Here is a 15498-nt window from a genome sequence, read left to right as displayed (position 1 = left end):
TAGAGAGGGGATGATCCCCTTGCTCCTGTTCTCAGCCAGGGGAGGTAGAAGCTCCACCTGGTCGCCGCTGCCGCCGCAGCAGCAGGGGGGAGAGATCGCTCTCGTCGTAAATATCGCCCACCAGCTCCTCCAAAATGTCCTCCAGCGTGATCAGGCCGGTGGTGCCGCCGAACTCATCCACCACGATCCCCAGGTGTTGGCGAGAGCGCAGCATTTCCTTGAGCAACAAGCTGACCCGCTTGGTGTCCGGCACAAAAAAAGGCGGTGCCATCGCCTGGGTCACTTCGGCATTGCCTTTTTGATCGAGATAGCGCAAGGCTTGCTTGAGGTGGATAATGCCGACGATCTCGTCCTTGGATTCTCCCTGCACGGGGATGCGCGAGTAGCCCGTTTCCAAACAGAGCTTCACCACATCCTGCAGTGTTTTGTCGTGGGAGATGGTCTCCATTTTAACTCTGGGCTTGGCCACGTCCCGCGCCTGCAGCAAGTCCAAAGCCAAGGCCCCACGGAACAGCCGCCGTTTTTGCCAATCCAGCAGCCCCCGCTGCCCCAACACATCGATCAGCAGCTCCAAATCCTTGAGAGAAGCGGTGGCCGTCAGGGGGGAGAATTCCAATAGATTGAAGAGCCTGCTGACAACCCACTCAAAAGCGTCGCTAAAAGGGCGCAGCAGCACCGATAGGACATGAACAGGCCGCACCACCCAGCGGAACACCCCTAGCGGATGGCTCACCGCTAAAGACTTTGGGGCTACTTCTCCAAAGAGGAGCACCACAATTGTGGTGGGCACGGTGGCGGCCAAAGCTCCAATCTGGGTTCCCAACAGTTCAATGGAGAGGGTTGTGGCCAAAGCGGCAATGCCGATGTTGACAAAGTTGTTCACCAGCAACAGGGTGGTGATCAGCCGCGAGCGCTGTTGTTGGGCCAGTCGATACAAGCCCTGTGGATCCCCTTGTTCTTCGATCAGAGATTCCAGGCGCAGGTTGTCCATGGCCGTGATGGCCGTTTCGGCGCCAGAGCAAGCTCCTGAGAGAAGCAGCAGAAAGGCCAAGAGAAAGACATTAACCATAGCGCTCCGTTCGCGACGGCGGAACGGGATACAGGTAGCATTGGCTCATCGAGAGAAAAGCGGGTCGGCCTATTTCCATCATCAACGGGATCCCCTCCGGCACCTCAACACCTCGGTGGTTTTGCCAAAGTTCATCACTCAACCCATAGCTCGGCATCCGTGCCCCCTCATCAACTGCATCTTCAACGAAAATCTTCAATGAGAAATGAGAGAGGGATCAAGCTGTTCAAACCGGCCAGCTCCCTGAAAATCATGCGGAAATCTGACTTGTCCCGTTGATTTAGTCTTGATTGAGTCAAAGCTACTGATCTAAACGGGCCGGGCCAGATCGCTCCAAAAGCTGCCGGTACAACGTTACAATTTTGTCTTCCACCTCGGATTGGCTTAGGTGATCTGTGTCGATCAAGATGGCATCGGGGGCAGGCCGCAAGGGAGAGATGAGCCGTTCGCTGTCGCAGCGATCCCGCTGCTCGATTTGCGCTTTCAATTCTTCGAGAGGCACCATTTGCCCTTGGGCTTGGAGTTGGTGTTGCCGACGCTGCGCCCGCTCCCCAACAGAAGCGGTCAAGAAAACCTTCAGCTCTGCATCAGGAAAGACGTGGGTGCCGATATCCCGCCCCTCCAAGACAGCACCGCCATCCCGGCCAATGCTGCGTTGCCGCTTCACCAGCTCCTGGCGTACTCCCGGCACTGCCGCCACGTGAGAGACCCAGCGGGTCACTTCCGGAGAGCGAATGGCCTGGGTAATTTCTTCGCCATTGGCCCAGATGCGGGTCGGCTCTGTCGAAGAGGTGCCACTTTGCAGGGTGAGCTGGGTTTGGGCGGCCAGTTGGGTCAGTTGCTCGGCATCGTCCAAAGGGATCCCCCGTTGCAGTGCCAGCCAGGTGATGGCTCGATACATGGCCCCCGTGTCCAAGTACAAAAGCTGCAGCTGGGCGGCTACTGCCCGCGCCACGGTGGATTTTCCGGCTCCAGCCGGGCCGTCGATGGCAATCAGCGGGCGACGCGGGGGAGAGGTCGTGCCGGAAGAGGGCGGTGCCGCATGCTGGGCTCTCTCCGGCGAGGGATCCCCTTGCTCTGGGGAAAGGAGCAGGTTGTCGATCAGGCGAGTCTGCCCCACATAGGCAGCAATGGCCAGCAGGCCCTTGTCTTCCACCCGCGGCAGCGGCTGTAGCGTTTGGGGATCCACCAATTCCAGGTACTGCAGTTGCAGCTCTGGGGTATGCTCCAGCTCAGCACGGGCGGCGGCAAGGATCCCTTCTGCTGAGGGATCCCCGGCCTGCCAATGGTCATATCCCCGACGCAAGGCCCGGTACAGCCCGGCAGCCACCTGTCGTTCAGCAGCAGAAAGGTAGCGGTTGCGGGAGCTACAGGCGAGGCCATCGGCTTCTCGCACCGTGGGGCAGGGAACAATCGTGGTGGGTATTTGCAGATCCCGAACCAAACGCTGAATGATCGCCAGTTGCTGGGCGTCTTTTTGGCCGAAGTAGGCCCGCTGCGGCTGTACCAAGTTCAGCAGTTGCAGCACAATGGTGGCTACACCGCGAAAGTGTCCAGGTCGGTGGGGGGCGCAGAGGGTCTGCAGAAGGGATTCGGGGGGCATGACCCAGGTGCGGTCGCTTCCGGTTGCGGGGTCGGCTCCCATCTCTTGCGGGTCAGGCGCAAACACCACATCTACACCTGCTGCCTCGCACAAAGCTCGGTCCCCCTCTTCGTCGCGGGGATAGCGATCCCAGTCTTCGTTGGGGCCAAATTGCAGCGGATTGACGAAAATGCTGACCACCGTGTGGTCACACTCTTGCCGGCAGCGGCGGATTAGGCTGAGATGGCCCTCATGCAGGGATCCCATCGTGGGCACCAAGCCGATGGTGGATCCCCGCCAATTGGCTACCTGCTCCCGCAAAGCAGCAACTGTGCGCAGCCAGTGCATCGCCATGCCACCTCAATCTCTCTCTCCCCTATGGGTTTTCTCCAACCCCCCCAAAGGCTGCTCCTACAGGCCGATCTTATTGCTGCGTTGATATTGCCTGTAGGCTGCCACGAATAAGCCCGCCAAGGTGACCACCACCATGCCCAAGACGATCCCCAACAAAATCGGCTCGATCACAACACAGACCTCCCAGTTCAAACCTAGATCATGATAAGCCAAGCCCAAACCTATCCTCACCGTTCCTTGCCAAGGAAATCGAGGGGGGATCCCCTAATAAAATGCAGGGGATCCGCGAAGCCGTTGAGATGGCATACCCATAGCCCATGAGGTCAATTGTCTTGTCCGGGGATGGCGGAGACTTGAAGGAGCATGACTCTAGTCAATAATAAGCTCAACTATACTGAAAATAATGTATAATATGTTCAGTACGGATTACTACCAGTTGATCTTTCTGTTTACTTTCGAGTCTGCCAACATGGTAGCCAAAGCAAAGCAGAAAATTGGTAGTAAGACGACACGGAAACTGCGCTTTGGGTATTCTACTCAAAGCTTTGCGGGATACTGCCATTCTGTTTGGAAACAAACAGAATGCTATCGCTGCATAGTTGAACAGTGATGTTCAGCAGTGTTCAGCGTAAATGTATCAGTGCCTGTCCAAACTGGAAGAGCAACTGCGCCCTTTGGCAGACAAGGCCGTTCCCCTGCTGGTGGCGGACTCGCATCCAGTGCAGGTGTGGGCGGCAGTTTTGACCTGCCAACGCTTGGGGATCCCGCTGTTCCTGGGTAATCCCCACTGGGGAGAACGGGAATGGGGACAGGCTTTGGCGGATATGGGATCCGGCTGGTGGTGGCGACAGGGACGGCTGGAAGGGGATCCCGCCCCCTTGAATCCGCGCCTGCGAGAGTTGCGGGAAGTTTTGCCCAGCTCCCATTGGCCGTTGATCGGCATCCCCACGGGTGGCTCTGGCGGCCAAGTGAAATGGGCCCTGCACTCTTGGCTGACCCTCAGTGCCTCGGCCAAAGCCCACCAACAGCACTTTGCCGTTGGGCCTGTACACAGCTATTGCGTTCTGCCCCTGTACCACGTCAGCGGCTTGATGCAGGCAGTCCGATCCTGGCTGAGCGGTGGGCAGTGGGTTGTCTGGGATTGGAAACGGCAACAGCAGGCCGAGTCTTGGGATCCCCCTTTGCCGGGGAGCTTTCTATCGCTGGTGCCCACTCAGTTGCAACGGCTGTTGCTCAGCGCCCATCCGGGAGTTTTGGAGAGCCTGCGCCAATTTCGGGCCATTTTGGTCGGCGGTGGCCCCACCTGGCCCAGCCTGAGACAACAGGCCCGGCAACTTCACCTTCCCCTTGCCCTCACCTACGGTATGACCGAGACCGCCTCCCAGGTGTGTACGTTACTGCCAGAAGCCTTTTGGCAAGGGAGCGACAGTCTGGGTCGGCCTCTGCCCCACGCCACGCTCCAGATCCGCAGCGAAAAAGGGGATCCCCTGCCCAGCCATGCTGTGGGCTACATTCACATTCAGGCAGAGTCGCTGGCACTGGGCTACTACCCGCACCTAAGTGCTACGCACCGCTTACGCGAAGGGCAACAGCAAGGCTTTACCCCCGGCGATTTGGGCTATCTAGACCGACAGGGATCCCTCTATTGGTTAGGTCGAGCCGATGACCTAATCCTAACCGGCGGGGAAAAGGTGATGGCTGCAGAAGTGGAAGGGGAGATCCGAGCCAGCGGCTGGGTGGAAGATGTGTGCGTGTTGGGCCTACCGGATGCCGAATGGGGGCAGCAGGTGGTGGCGGTGGTCGTCCCCAAAACGGGGATCCCGGCAATCCCCAAAGAGCTGGAAATGCACCTGAAGCAACACCTGAGCCGCCAACTGAGTCCCTTCAAGCATCCGAAGCACTGGCTGTGGTGTACCGGGATCCCGCGCAACCCTCAGGGCAAAGTCAACCGCCAACAACTCCGGCAGTGGGCAGCTCAGACGTTGGGGATCCCAACGCAGGCAAGTTAGCGGGATCCCTCCCGAATGCCCAGACGGGCTAAATCTCGCTTGATTTCAAAGGCCAATTCTCGGTTGTGCGGCTCCGTGGCCAAAGCTTTTCTCAAGTAGGCTTCCGCCTGCTGATAGCGCCCCTCGTAGATCAAATGGTTGCCGAAGCGCTGGTAGGCCAACGCCAAGATGTGGATGGCCTCGCTGGAGTTGGGAAACCGTTTCAGCAGCGCCTCCGCCTGGGCCACCGCCGTGGGCAACTTCCGCTCCCGCCAGGCTGCCTTGACGCGGGCAATCCCCTCCTTGAGCCCTTCCGGATTGGGCTGCTCTGCCGATGAGGGGCCTATGCTGCGAATGACCACCCGCCTTTCGCCGGCAGCAGGAGAGCTGGGTGGAGATTGACGTTGTGCAGATTGACGTTGTGCATCGTAGCGCCGCCGCTGCTCAGGGTCGCTCAGCACTTGGTAGGCTTGGTGGATTTGTTGGAAACGCTCTCGGGATCCCTCCCCTGCCACATCAGGGTGAAACTGCCGCGCCAACCGTCGAAACGCCTGTTTAATCTCTTCAATGTCCGCTGCAGGAGATAGGTTCAGGATCGCGTAGTAATCCATAAACAGTGGCGAAGTCAAGGGAGCGGGAAAAGACTTGACCGAAAACCAGCTCTAGTCTATCGCTGCGGCCCCGGCTTGACTAAGGGATCCCACCAAGCGCTTGGTTCTCCCGCTTCCCTCAGCAGCAGGGATCCAGTGTTAGACTTTGCCCAAGTTGTTTGGAGCCTCCATTCCGGCCTATCGAGGATCCCTTCCTGTTGCCCAACTTCATTGCAACTTGGCTTTTTTATTTCTATCTGTTATGAGTGAAGCGCTTCATCAAGCTCTTGCCAATCGAGATCTAAAACAATTATTGGCCCATTTGCAGCGGGGGGAAGATGTGAATGCTGTCGATGCTCAGGGAATGACTTTGCTTCATAAAGCAACACTCCTTGGCGATTTGGAACTGTTGGATTTGCTCTTGGCCCATGGCGCTTCTCCCAATGCCTTGGATCCCACAGGTGCCACCCCTCTCCATTTGGCTGCTGACGTCGGCCAGGTCAAGCTGGTGGAGCGTCTTTTGAGGGCAGGCAGCGATATCGATCTCCCAGATAACCGTGGCTATACCCCTCTCCAGCGGGCTGCTTTAACCGATCAGGCGGAGGTAATCGGTCTGCTCATCCAGAAGGGAGCCAACACTGGTCGTGTTCTCCACTGGGCCACAGCCACCGGTCGAAAAAGCATTCTGGCCCGCCTACTATCCAAGGGAGCGCCGGTGGATGCCACTGACGAAACAGGCCGAACCCCTCTGCATGAAGCCGCCACCCGAGGGGATTTGGGCATCGCTCGCTTTCTGCTCTTGTACGGGGCCAATGCCAATGCGCGCAACCGATTCGGGGCGACACCGATGCACTGGGCTGCTTGGGAAGGACACATCGAAATCCTGGAGCTTTTGCTGGAAAATGGAGCCGAACTAAACCCTCGCAATGAAGATGGGCATACCCCCTTAGCCTATGCACAAAAACGCCAACACAGGCTGGCTGCTCAATGGTTACAAGATCGAGGAGCAACTCTTTAGCTTAGTATCAAGTTTGGCATAGAGAGTAAAACAAAAGTTAATGAAAATGCTGCTATTTCAAGTCATAGGGTATTTGGTCTTCCTCCCTTCTCATGAGATGGGGTTTGAGAGTGAGGGTAACCCCTACAGAAAAAAGGAGAGAGGCTGTTAGGCTTTCCTCCCTCCAGTCTCTTCGTCGCGGTTAGCGTTAACGCCAGCTAGATTCTAACTGATTCTTCCACCTGATTCAACTTTTTTCTAGAGTTTCTCTTGAGCCCAACATAAATTTTTGAACGACAAAACAAGACATGGGACAGACAGTTTGTCCCAAAAGGTTGGTCTTTTTCCTTAGCTTCTGACAAGTTTGCAAAGGAAACTAGAGCAGCAATCTTTGTATTCGGTCTTGTCTTCCGGTTCCCGAAGCCAGATTGCCCCCTTCCAAAGCGATAACCCTCAGCCGCTGTTGCTCCTTTACACTGCCACCTCCACAGATTGACATGAGCAAGCAAAAAATCTCTCTATCAACTGATTCTGACTCTCATTAGCACAGAACCTTGCTTAGCCTTGGAGAGGAGAAAAAGGGATCCCTGCTGACGCAGATGGCCAGCTCTGCCAGCACAGGATCCCTGCCACATCCAAGACAAGAGAGGAAGACTGATGGATATGACTCCACCACTCAACTGAGTAACAGTATAGCTTTATTGAGATTGAATCGCAATACCTAGCCAACGTAAGAGGAAATGTTCTTGACAAAACTGCTTCAAGTAGTCGTTTCAAGTTAGGGTGAGACGCTTGGGCTACTGAGGAGAGCCTTCTGATTCCCTGTATTCAAGGCTTTAGGTATGGGTGCAGTGTCCCAGTTTGAATCGAAATGGCCACAAGCAGAGTACCTGGGCTAAAGGGTAATTGGCCAAGATTTGCAGTTTCAGCCCTCTTGAGAGGATAGGTCGCGGAGTTGTGGGCACAGCACAGGTTCAAGGGGGGGTGAGGGGCTGATAGCAGTCGTGGTTCTTATTACCCTCTATTTCAACTGCTCGCGTAGCGGGCCGGAGGCCTTAGCAGGAAGCAACCGGTCGTTTGTTTCACCTTGACGGTGAGATAAATGACTACGCGTTGCGGAACAGTAGGCAATCTCACCGCCATTCAAATGCCGTGGCGGGCGAAAAATCAAACCTTGGCCCAATGGATCCCTAGCCACGATAGCTGAGTCGCCTGGCAGGAGATCGAACCTGACGGCGTTTTCTGCGCCAGCGTTTCCAGCGGGAGACCATCCAGTCGCTTAGGCTGTGGTTCACCGATCCCAGTTCCAACCCCATCCCAATCCAAAAGAGCATCTCGGCGTGAACTTGCAGCAATTGCCAGAGATCGCTGCCCCACACCCAGGGTTGCCACATCCACCAGCCCAACCGGGATCCCAGCCAAGCCCCCAGCAGGCCAGCTCCTCCTGCCCATAGGCTCAAGTACAGTACCCGCACGGCGGTGCCCACAATCGGCCCATGAGACCAAAAGGAGCGATGCCGCATCCACTTGCGGTAGGGCAGCCAAATCCAGCGCAAGAACAGCCAGCGTTGATACTGTCGGGAACAGGTGTCCAGATCTCCAGAAAACATCAGGCCGCTGAACAGATAGGCGGATCCCACAGCCAGGGCAACTGTGGTGCTGTTCCCCAACACACCGGCGGCTAGGGTGATGCCGGGGGCCGTCCAGAGGGTAATGCGATCGTGGGTGGATCCCAGCGGCATAAAGCCAGAGCAACAGTACACGACTGCGGCTCAGTCTACCCGCAAGCAAAGGAGAAAGCCTGCTCCAGCCCTGGGATCGCTCCGCCGGATCTTGAAAAACCTAAGCCTGCTGCTCCCCAGGGATCCCTCGATTCAGGCGATCCAACACCTGCAACTGTCGGTAGAGCATTTCAACCCGTGGCAGATGGATCCCAGCTTGTCGAGCGTACTGCAGTGGGTTGCCGAAGATCACCTGCAGTTCCAGAGGACGTTTGCGCTCATAGTCGATTTTCATGCTGGTGCGGTAGGGGGCCATTTTCTCGGTATTGGTGAGCATTTCTTGGATCAGGGAGTCGGGAAGCAGGCGATCACAAGCTGCAGCTCCCTGTATCACCTCCTGCATCAGCGTTTCCGCCAAAGCACGGGCCTCAGGGTCTCGAATCATTTGCTGAGTATCGGCATTGAACACCACCGAGAGGCCGTTGAAGGGAATATTCCAGACCAGTTTCTGCCAGCGGGCCAACATCAAATCTGGTGAGAGCGAAGTCGGGATCCCTGCCCGTTGAAAATCGGCTTGAACTTGTTGAAGGCGGGGCGTGATCCCTTGGGGGGCATAGCCAGGGCCGTATTCTGCCAGCAGCACCGAACCGTAATCCAGATGGTGAATGTGGCCGGGGCCAACCTTATTGGAGCTGATGAAGCAGAGGCCCCCCATGACCCGCTCTGGGCCAACGCAATCGGCAATCTCGGGTTCCACCCCCAGCCCGTTTTGCAACAAGATCACCACGCCATTCTCGGCCAACACAGGCGGGATCAAGTGCGGCAGAAGCGCATTTTGGGTGGCTTTCAAAGCCACGATCACCCCTTCGCAAGCGGGCATGTCCTCCACGGCTGCGTAGGCATTCACCTGGGGCAAATGAAAATCCCCCCAGCAGGACTGCACCCACAGGCCGTTTTGGCAAACATGCTCATAGTCGCTGTGCAGCAGAAAATGCACCGCAAAGCCCGCCTGTTGCAATTTCGCCCCATAAAATCCTCCCAAAGCACCCGTACCCAAAACAGCGTAACGGCGAGTTTCCGGCAACCGAGGCATGGCGGCAAGTTTCAGCAGGTCATCCCCAAAATACCGCACCCCAGCGCCGGCTCAGGACTTGATCTTTGCCGTTTTGTCTATCAACAGCACCCGCTCTTCCGCATCGGTTTCCCGCAGATGGACTCTCACCGTTTGCTCCGGTTCTGTAGAAAGCTGACAACCGCAGTAATCGGGCTGGATGGGAAACTGTCGGTGACCCCGGTCGATCAACACCGCCAATCGCACCCGTTCCGGTCGCCCAAAGTGGTTTAGGGCCTCCAAAGCTGCTCGCACGGTGCGACCGCGAAAGATCACATCATCCACCAGCACCACTTCTTGGCCGGTCAGGTCACGCGGCATTTCGCTGCGATCGGGGGTGCGCAACCCGCCGGCGCTCAAATCGTCGCGGAAAAAAGTGATGTCCAGCTCCCCCACTTGGGGCGGGATCCCCAGCAGAGTGGCAATCCGATCCCGCAGGCGGTAGGCCAGGGGAACTCCCCGGGTGCGAATGCCGATCAACGTCAACTTTTGGAGGTGGGGATGATCCCTGCCGATCGCCTCTGCCAGACCCTCGATCAGCCCGGCCAACTGCTCCGCATCGAAGACCTCGATCTCGGACATGGATCCCTGTCGCCCCCTCGCCAATCGCGGATCTGGTCTGTAGAAGACTTTAGTAGAAGACTTTAGGATAGCCCAACCTGCCGGCGGGATCCCTATCCGGTAAGATAAAACCAGAAGCAATTCCCAAGCCATGGAGGTTTCCTTGAGGGAGGGATCCACGATGTCTGTTGCTTGGCTGGCTTCGGTTCTGGCGAGGCGGTCTTGGCTGAGCCGTTTCCTGCGGGGGATGGTGCTTTGCGGGCTGATACTCTGCCTGGGGGTTACTCCGCTGGGATCCCCGGCCCAGGCAGAGGACTACACCAAACGAGATCTGCAGGGGGTGAGCTTTGCAGGGCAAGACCTGAGCGGCTGGAAGTTTCTCAAGGCCAACCTGCGCCAAAGCGATCTCAGCCACGTGAAGGCGGCAGGGGCAAACCTATTCGGGGCCAATCTCAGCAAAGCCAACTTGCGCGGGGCCGACCTGCGGGGGGCCACTTTGGACATGGCCAACTTACAGGGTGCGGATCTGCGAGAAGCGCAACTGCAGGACAGCATGATGTGGCTGGCCCGAGTCGAAGGGATCCAAATTGATGGGGCCGATTTCACCAATGCGTTGATACGGCAAGACGCCCTCTCCATCCTTTGCGAACGGGCCACCGGCGTTAACCCTGTAACCGGTCGGGCCACCCGCGACACCCTCGAATGTAACTAGCCCTCACCCCCTCTCCTCTGGGAGAGGGGAGATCTGGAATCTAGGGCTCAGGAGCTGGGAGCGGCTGCCTCAGAACGGGTGGGCTTGCGTTGAAACTGGCTGAGCAGCGAATTCCAGGCCAAGCGGGCCATCGACAACAGCCAATTCCCCTCCAACTCCCTAAACAAGTCCATGTTCAGCTTGAAGGCATAATTGGCCTCTGCCACAATGCGGTCGATGGTGGCTTGATCCAGCCCCAATGCATCCATCTGGGCACGGTAGCGCTGCTTGAACTTGCCCTCGTGGGGGATCTGCTCGAAATCGTAAAAAGCTGTTCCTTCCCCTGGCGGCAAGCCCATGGCCCGGCGGGCGATGTTTTTGAGGATTTGGCCACCCGACAAGTCACCGATGTAGCGGGTATAGGCGTGGGCGATCAGGAGAAGTGGATCTTTTTCCACCACTTCTCGGATGCGGTTGACATAGACCTGGCAGGCAGGGGAGGGCTTGACCACAGCGCGCCAATTGGGGCCGATAAAATAATTCAAGTCCTTCTCCAGGCTGGTCTTGCGCCACAGCTCCGGGTAGTAGAACCGGCCCACCAGCGGGTGCTCTCGCAGTTGGGCAAAGCCCTCTTCCAGAGCACTGTAGACAAAGTAGAAATTGCCCACGTAGCGGCTGTAGGCCCGTTTATCCACCACTCCCTTCAGGAAACACTTGATAAACACCATGTTCTCGGCCATGGTGTGGGACTGCTTGGTGCCCTCTCGCAACTGGGCCGACAAGCTGTGGTCCCGGTTATACAGATCACTTTTTTTATTCTGATTGTTCTGACTTTGACTCACAAAACCCTCCTCGCCAACAAACTGTGCTTCATTAGATCACCCGCAGATCACCCGCAAGCCATCCCGAGGTTCCCCCAGCCTGAGAAGCTTTGTAAACCCATTCCCGATCCTTTCTCATGATTGATGGCTCCGCGTCTTGCCCCCTAGCCTGCATCAACAGCGTGCATCTCAAAAGCGACAAAGACCGGCGCCGCGTCCACCCTGGCGACCGGCTGAGCCTGTCAGAACCACCCCTCCGATCCCCAAGGTTGACCGGAAATCCGAGCTGGAGCAGCGGATGATCCGCAAAAACGGTTAAAGATTAGAATAATCTGCTTGAGTGTGAATGGATGTGAACAATCCTTAAGGCATGGCGGAAACCGCCCCTGCCCCGGCAGCCAAAAGGGGATCCCCAGCGGTTTTGCCGAGATTTTCCAGGTGCGCCCTCAAGGGATCCGGACAGCCCCTCGACCTTTGTAACGTTCGTTGACGATCGTTGGCGGGGTTTCTATAATGGAAGGCCTGACTGCAGCGCGACCCCTCCCGAGCAACGCATGACACAATTAGCAGTGCAATCCCCTGTCGCTCCTACCTTTCCTGACCTGGTGGAGATTCAGCGGGAGAGTTTCTTGTGGTTTTTGCGAGAAGGGTTTGAAGAGGAGCTTCTCAGCTTTTCCCCCATCATCGATTACACCGGTAAGCTGGAGCTGCACTTCCTGCCTGAATATCGCCCTGGGGATCCCTCCAAAGGGTACAAGATCAACCGCCCCCGCTACGACCCCGAGGAGGCCAAGCGGCGGGATGCCACCTATCAAGCGCAGATCCGGGTGCCCACTCGCCTGATCAACAAAGAGACCGGCGAGATTAAAGACATGGACGTCTTCATCGGCGAACTGCCCTTGATGACGGATCGGGGCACCTTCATCATCAACGGCGCCGAGCGGGTGATCGTCAACCAAATTGTGCGCAGCCCCGGCGTCTATTACAAATCGGAGCTGGACAAAAACGGGCGTCGCACCTACAGCGCCAGCCTCATCCCCAACCGCGGTGCCTGGCTGAAGTTCGAGACCGACAAAAACGGCCTGGTGTGGGTGCGCATCGACAAAACCCGCAAGCTCTCGGCGGCAGTTCTGCTGAAAGCCTTGGGCCTGAGCGACTCCGAGATTTACGACAACCTGCGCCACCCCGAATTCTTCCAGAAAACCATGGAGAAAGAGGGGCCCTACACCGAAGAAGAAGCCCTAATGGAGCTGTACCGCAAGTTGCGGCCCGGGGAACCCCCCACCGTATCGGGTGGCCAGCAGTTGCTGGAATCCCGCTTCTTCGACCCCAAACGCTACGATTTGGGCCGGGTAGGGCGCTACAAGCTGAACAAAAAGTTAAATTTGAACGTAGCCGAAAGTGTGCGGGTGCTTACCGTCACCGACATTTTGGCCGTCATCGACTACCTGATCAATTTGGAGTACGACATCGGCCATGTGGACGACATCGACCACCTGGGCAACCGCCGCGTGCGCTCCGTGGGCGAGCTGCTGCAAAACCAGGTGCGGGTGGGCCTGAATCGCCTGGAGCGGATCATCCGAGAACGGATGACAGTCTCCGAGTCGGAAAACCTCACCCCGGCCTCTTTGGTCAACCCCAAACCCTTGGTGGCGGCCATTAAGGAGTTCTTCGGCTCCAGCCAGCTCTCCCAGTTCATGGATCAGACCAATCCTCTGGCGGAGCTGACCCACAAGCGCCGGTTATCTGCCCTGGGCCCCGGCGGCCTAAGTCGGGAACGGGCCGGCTTTGCGGTGCGGGATATCCACCCCAGCCACTACGGCCGCATCTGCCCCATCGAAACTCCAGAAGGCCCCAACGCCGGGTTGATTGGATCCCTGGCCACCCACGCCCGCGTCAACCAGTACGGCTTTATCGAAAGCCCCTATTACCGGGTCGAGAACGGCGTGGTGCGCAAAGATCTGGGCATGGTCTACCTCACCGCTGACGAAGAGGACGAGTACCGCGTGGCCCCGGGGGATGTGCCGGTGGATGCCGAGGGCCGCATCACTGCCGACTTGGTGCCGGTGCGCTACCGCCAAGAGTTCACCACCGCCCACCCCACAGAAGTGCACTACGTCCAAGTGGCGCCGGTGCAGGTCATCTCGGTGGCCACCTCCTTGATCCCCTTCCTGGAGCACGATGACGCCAACCGTGCCTTGATGGGAGCAAACATGCAGCGGCAGGCGGTGCCCCTGCTCAAGCCGGATCGGCCCTATGTGGGCACTGGCCTGGAAGCCCAGGCGGCACGCGACTCCGGTATGGTGGTGGTGTCGCGCACCAATGGCGTGGTGACCTATGTTTCCGCCGACGAAATCGTGGTGCGGCCAGACGACGGCGGGGATCCAATTGTCTATCGCCTGCAGAAATACCAGCGCTCCAACCAAGACACCTGCCTCAACCAGCGTCCCCTTGTCTATACGGGGGATCGGGTGGTGGCTGGCCAGGTGCTGGCGGATGGCCCGGCGACCGAAGGGGGCGAGTTGGCTTTGGGCCAAAACGTGTTGGTGGCCTACATGCCCTGGGAGGGCTACAACTACGAAGATGCCATCTTGATCAGCGAGCGGCTGGTCTACGACGATGTCTTCACCTCGGTACACATCGAGAAGCATGAGATCGAGGCCCGGCAAACCAAACTGGGCCCTGAGGAGATTACCCGCGAGATCCCCAACGTGGGGGAAGATGCCCTGCGCGACCTGGATGAGAACGGCATTGTGCGGATTGGGGCTTGGGTGGAGGCCGGCGACATTTTGGTGGGCAAAGTCACCCCCAAAGGGGAGTCGGATCAGCCCCCAGAAGAGCGGCTATTGCGGGCCATTTTCGGGGAAAAGGCTCGGGATGTGCGGGACAACTCCCTGCGGGTGCCCAACGGCGAGCGCGGTCGGGTGGTGGATGTGCGCATCTTTACCCGCGAACAGGGAGATGAGCTGCCTCCGGGCGCCAACATGGTGGTGCGGGTCTACATCGCCCTCAAGCGCAAAATCCAGGTGGGGGACAAGATCGCGGGCCGTCACGGCAACAAGGGTATCATCTCCCGCATCTTGCCGATTGAGGACATGCCCTACCTGGCGGACGGCACACCGGTGGATGTGGTGCTCAACCCCTTGGGGGTGCCTTCCCGGATGAACGTGGGCCAAGTGTACGAGTGCCTGCTGGGCTGGGCAGCAGAACATCTGGGGGTGCGCTTCAAGCTGATGCCCTTCGACGAGATGCACGGTTTGGAAGCCTCCCGTCTGACGGTGGAGGCCAAGCTGAGGGAAGCCCGAGAGAAGACCGGCAAGGACTGGATCTTCAACCCGGAAGGCAAGTACTGCGGCAAAATCCAGGTGTTTGACGGTCGCACCGGAGAACCCTTTGACCAGCCTGTTACGGTGGGCCGCGCCTACATGTTGAAGCTGGTGCATCTGGTGGACGACAAGATCCATGCCCGCTCCACCGGCCCCTATTCTTTGGTGACCCAGCAACCGCTGGGGGGCAAGGCGCAGCAGGGCGGCCAGCGCTTTGGGGAGATGGAGGTGTGGGCTTTGGAGGCGTTTGGGGCAGCCTACATCCTGCAGGAGCTGCTCACCGTCAAGTCCGACGACATGGTGGGGCGCAACGAGGCTCTCAACGCCATTGTCAAGGGCAAGCCGATCCCTCGACCCGGCACGCCGGAGTCCTTCAAGGTGCTGGTACGGGAGTTGCAGTCCCTCTGCCTAGATGTGTCTGTACACAAGGTGGAGGTGGACAGCGAAGGGCAAACCCACGATGTGGAAGTGGATCTGATGGCCGATACTTCCAACCGTCACACTCCCTCTCGACCCACCTATGAATCGGTTACGGCTGAGGATCTCTCGCCATCACCCGCCTTTACCAGAGTGCTCCGCACCGCTGACGCGAATGCCAGCCGCAGCCTTGAGGAAGATGAGGACGAGGAGGAGGAAGAGGACTTTTGAGGGTTGAGAGCGCTCCCCACCCCTGACGCGAACGCGACG

General features: G+C 58.0%; 13 protein-coding genes. 4 read left to right on the top strand and 9 right to left on the bottom strand.

Annotation, left to right across the window (positions count from 1 at the left end):
- Positions 1–31 precede the first annotated feature (31 nt).
- From ACVWXF_RS06045 to petG, 4 genes are all read right to left on the bottom strand, one after another.
- Positions 32–1069, bottom strand: a complete 1038-nt coding sequence (locus tag ACVWXF_RS06045; RefSeq protein WP_414358051.1) for a hemolysin family protein — start codon at positions 1067–1069, stop codon at positions 32–34.
- Entirely contained in the window at positions 1062–1226 is a 165-nt protein-coding gene (locus tag ACVWXF_RS06040) for a hypothetical protein (protein ID WP_187147237.1), read from the bottom strand. Before ACVWXF_RS06040 ends, ACVWXF_RS06045 begins: the two co-directional genes overlap by 8 nt.
- A gap of 144 nt (positions 1227–1370) precedes the next feature.
- Positions 1371–2999, bottom strand: coding sequence for a bifunctional pantoate--beta-alanine ligase/(d)CMP kinase (locus tag ACVWXF_RS06035; RefSeq protein WP_457473935.1), 1629 nt, complete (start codon positions 2997–2999; stop codon positions 1371–1373).
- Positions 3000–3062: 63 nt separating this feature from the next.
- On the bottom strand, positions 3063–3176 hold the full coding sequence (gene petG, locus ACVWXF_RS06030) for a cytochrome b6-f complex subunit V (RefSeq protein WP_011433989.1): 114 nt from the start codon (positions 3174–3176) through the stop codon (positions 3063–3065).
- Positions 3177–3637: 461 nt separating this feature from the next.
- Between petG and ACVWXF_RS06025 the strand changes: the two genes are divergently transcribed.
- A complete protein-coding gene (locus ACVWXF_RS06025) occupies positions 3638–5014 on the top strand; it encodes a 2-succinylbenzoate--CoA ligase (protein ID WP_457473915.1) in 1377 nt (458 codons plus the stop codon).
- Here ACVWXF_RS06025 and ACVWXF_RS06020 read toward each other — a convergent pair.
- A complete protein-coding gene (locus ACVWXF_RS06020) occupies positions 5011–5604 on the bottom strand; it encodes a J domain-containing protein (protein ID WP_011433991.1) in 594 nt (197 codons plus the stop codon). The two genes, ACVWXF_RS06025 and ACVWXF_RS06020, sit on opposite strands and share 4 nt — an antisense overlap.
- A 241-nt stretch (positions 5605–5845) precedes the next feature.
- On the opposite strand from ACVWXF_RS06020, the gene ACVWXF_RS06015 reads away from it, so the two are divergent.
- Positions 5846–6601, top strand: coding sequence for an ankyrin repeat domain-containing protein (locus ACVWXF_RS06015; protein ID WP_457473914.1), 756 nt, complete (start codon positions 5846–5848; stop codon positions 6599–6601).
- Between the two features lie 1169 nt (positions 6602–7770).
- Here ACVWXF_RS06015 and ACVWXF_RS06010 read toward each other — a convergent pair.
- The 3 genes from ACVWXF_RS06010 to pyrR form a co-directional block, all read right to left on the bottom strand.
- Positions 7771–8343, bottom strand: coding sequence for a metal-binding protein (locus ACVWXF_RS06010; RefSeq protein ID WP_414341609.1), 573 nt, complete (start codon positions 8341–8343; stop codon positions 7771–7773).
- A gap of 79 nt (positions 8344–8422) precedes the next feature.
- Positions 8423–9394, bottom strand: a complete 972-nt coding sequence (locus ACVWXF_RS06005) for a putative 2-dehydropantoate 2-reductase (RefSeq protein WP_414380512.1) — start codon at positions 9392–9394, stop codon at positions 8423–8425.
- Between the two features lie 51 nt (positions 9395–9445).
- On the bottom strand, positions 9446–9994 hold the full coding sequence (pyrR, locus tag ACVWXF_RS06000; RefSeq protein ID WP_011433996.1) for a bifunctional pyr operon transcriptional regulator/uracil phosphoribosyltransferase PyrR: 549 nt from the start codon (positions 9992–9994) through the stop codon (positions 9446–9448).
- A 160-nt stretch (positions 9995–10154) separates the two neighbouring features.
- Here pyrR and ACVWXF_RS05995 point away from each other — a divergent pair, with 160 nt between their 5' ends.
- The gene (locus ACVWXF_RS05995) at positions 10155–10685 is read left to right on the top strand and encodes a pentapeptide repeat-containing protein (protein ID WP_414388677.1); all 531 of its coding nucleotides are present in this window, start codon (positions 10155–10157) and stop codon (positions 10683–10685) included.
- Positions 10686–10732: 47 nt separating this feature from the next.
- Here ACVWXF_RS05995 and ACVWXF_RS05990 read toward each other — a convergent pair whose 3' ends face one another.
- A complete protein-coding gene (locus ACVWXF_RS05990; RefSeq protein ID WP_414356736.1) occupies positions 10733–11446 on the bottom strand; it encodes a biliverdin-producing heme oxygenase in 714 nt (237 codons plus the stop codon).
- A gap of 593 nt (positions 11447–12039) precedes the next feature.
- Between ACVWXF_RS05990 and rpoB the strand changes: the two genes are divergently transcribed.
- Complete coding sequence (gene rpoB, locus ACVWXF_RS05985; protein WP_457439924.1) at positions 12040–15459, top strand: DNA-directed RNA polymerase subunit beta; 3420 nt, start codon at positions 12040–12042, stop codon at positions 15457–15459.
- Positions 15460–15498 lie beyond the last annotated feature (39 nt).

Source organism: Thermostichus sp. MS-CIW-40 (assembly GCF_054058315.1).
This window is presented reverse-complemented; position numbering and strand designations above follow the sequence as displayed.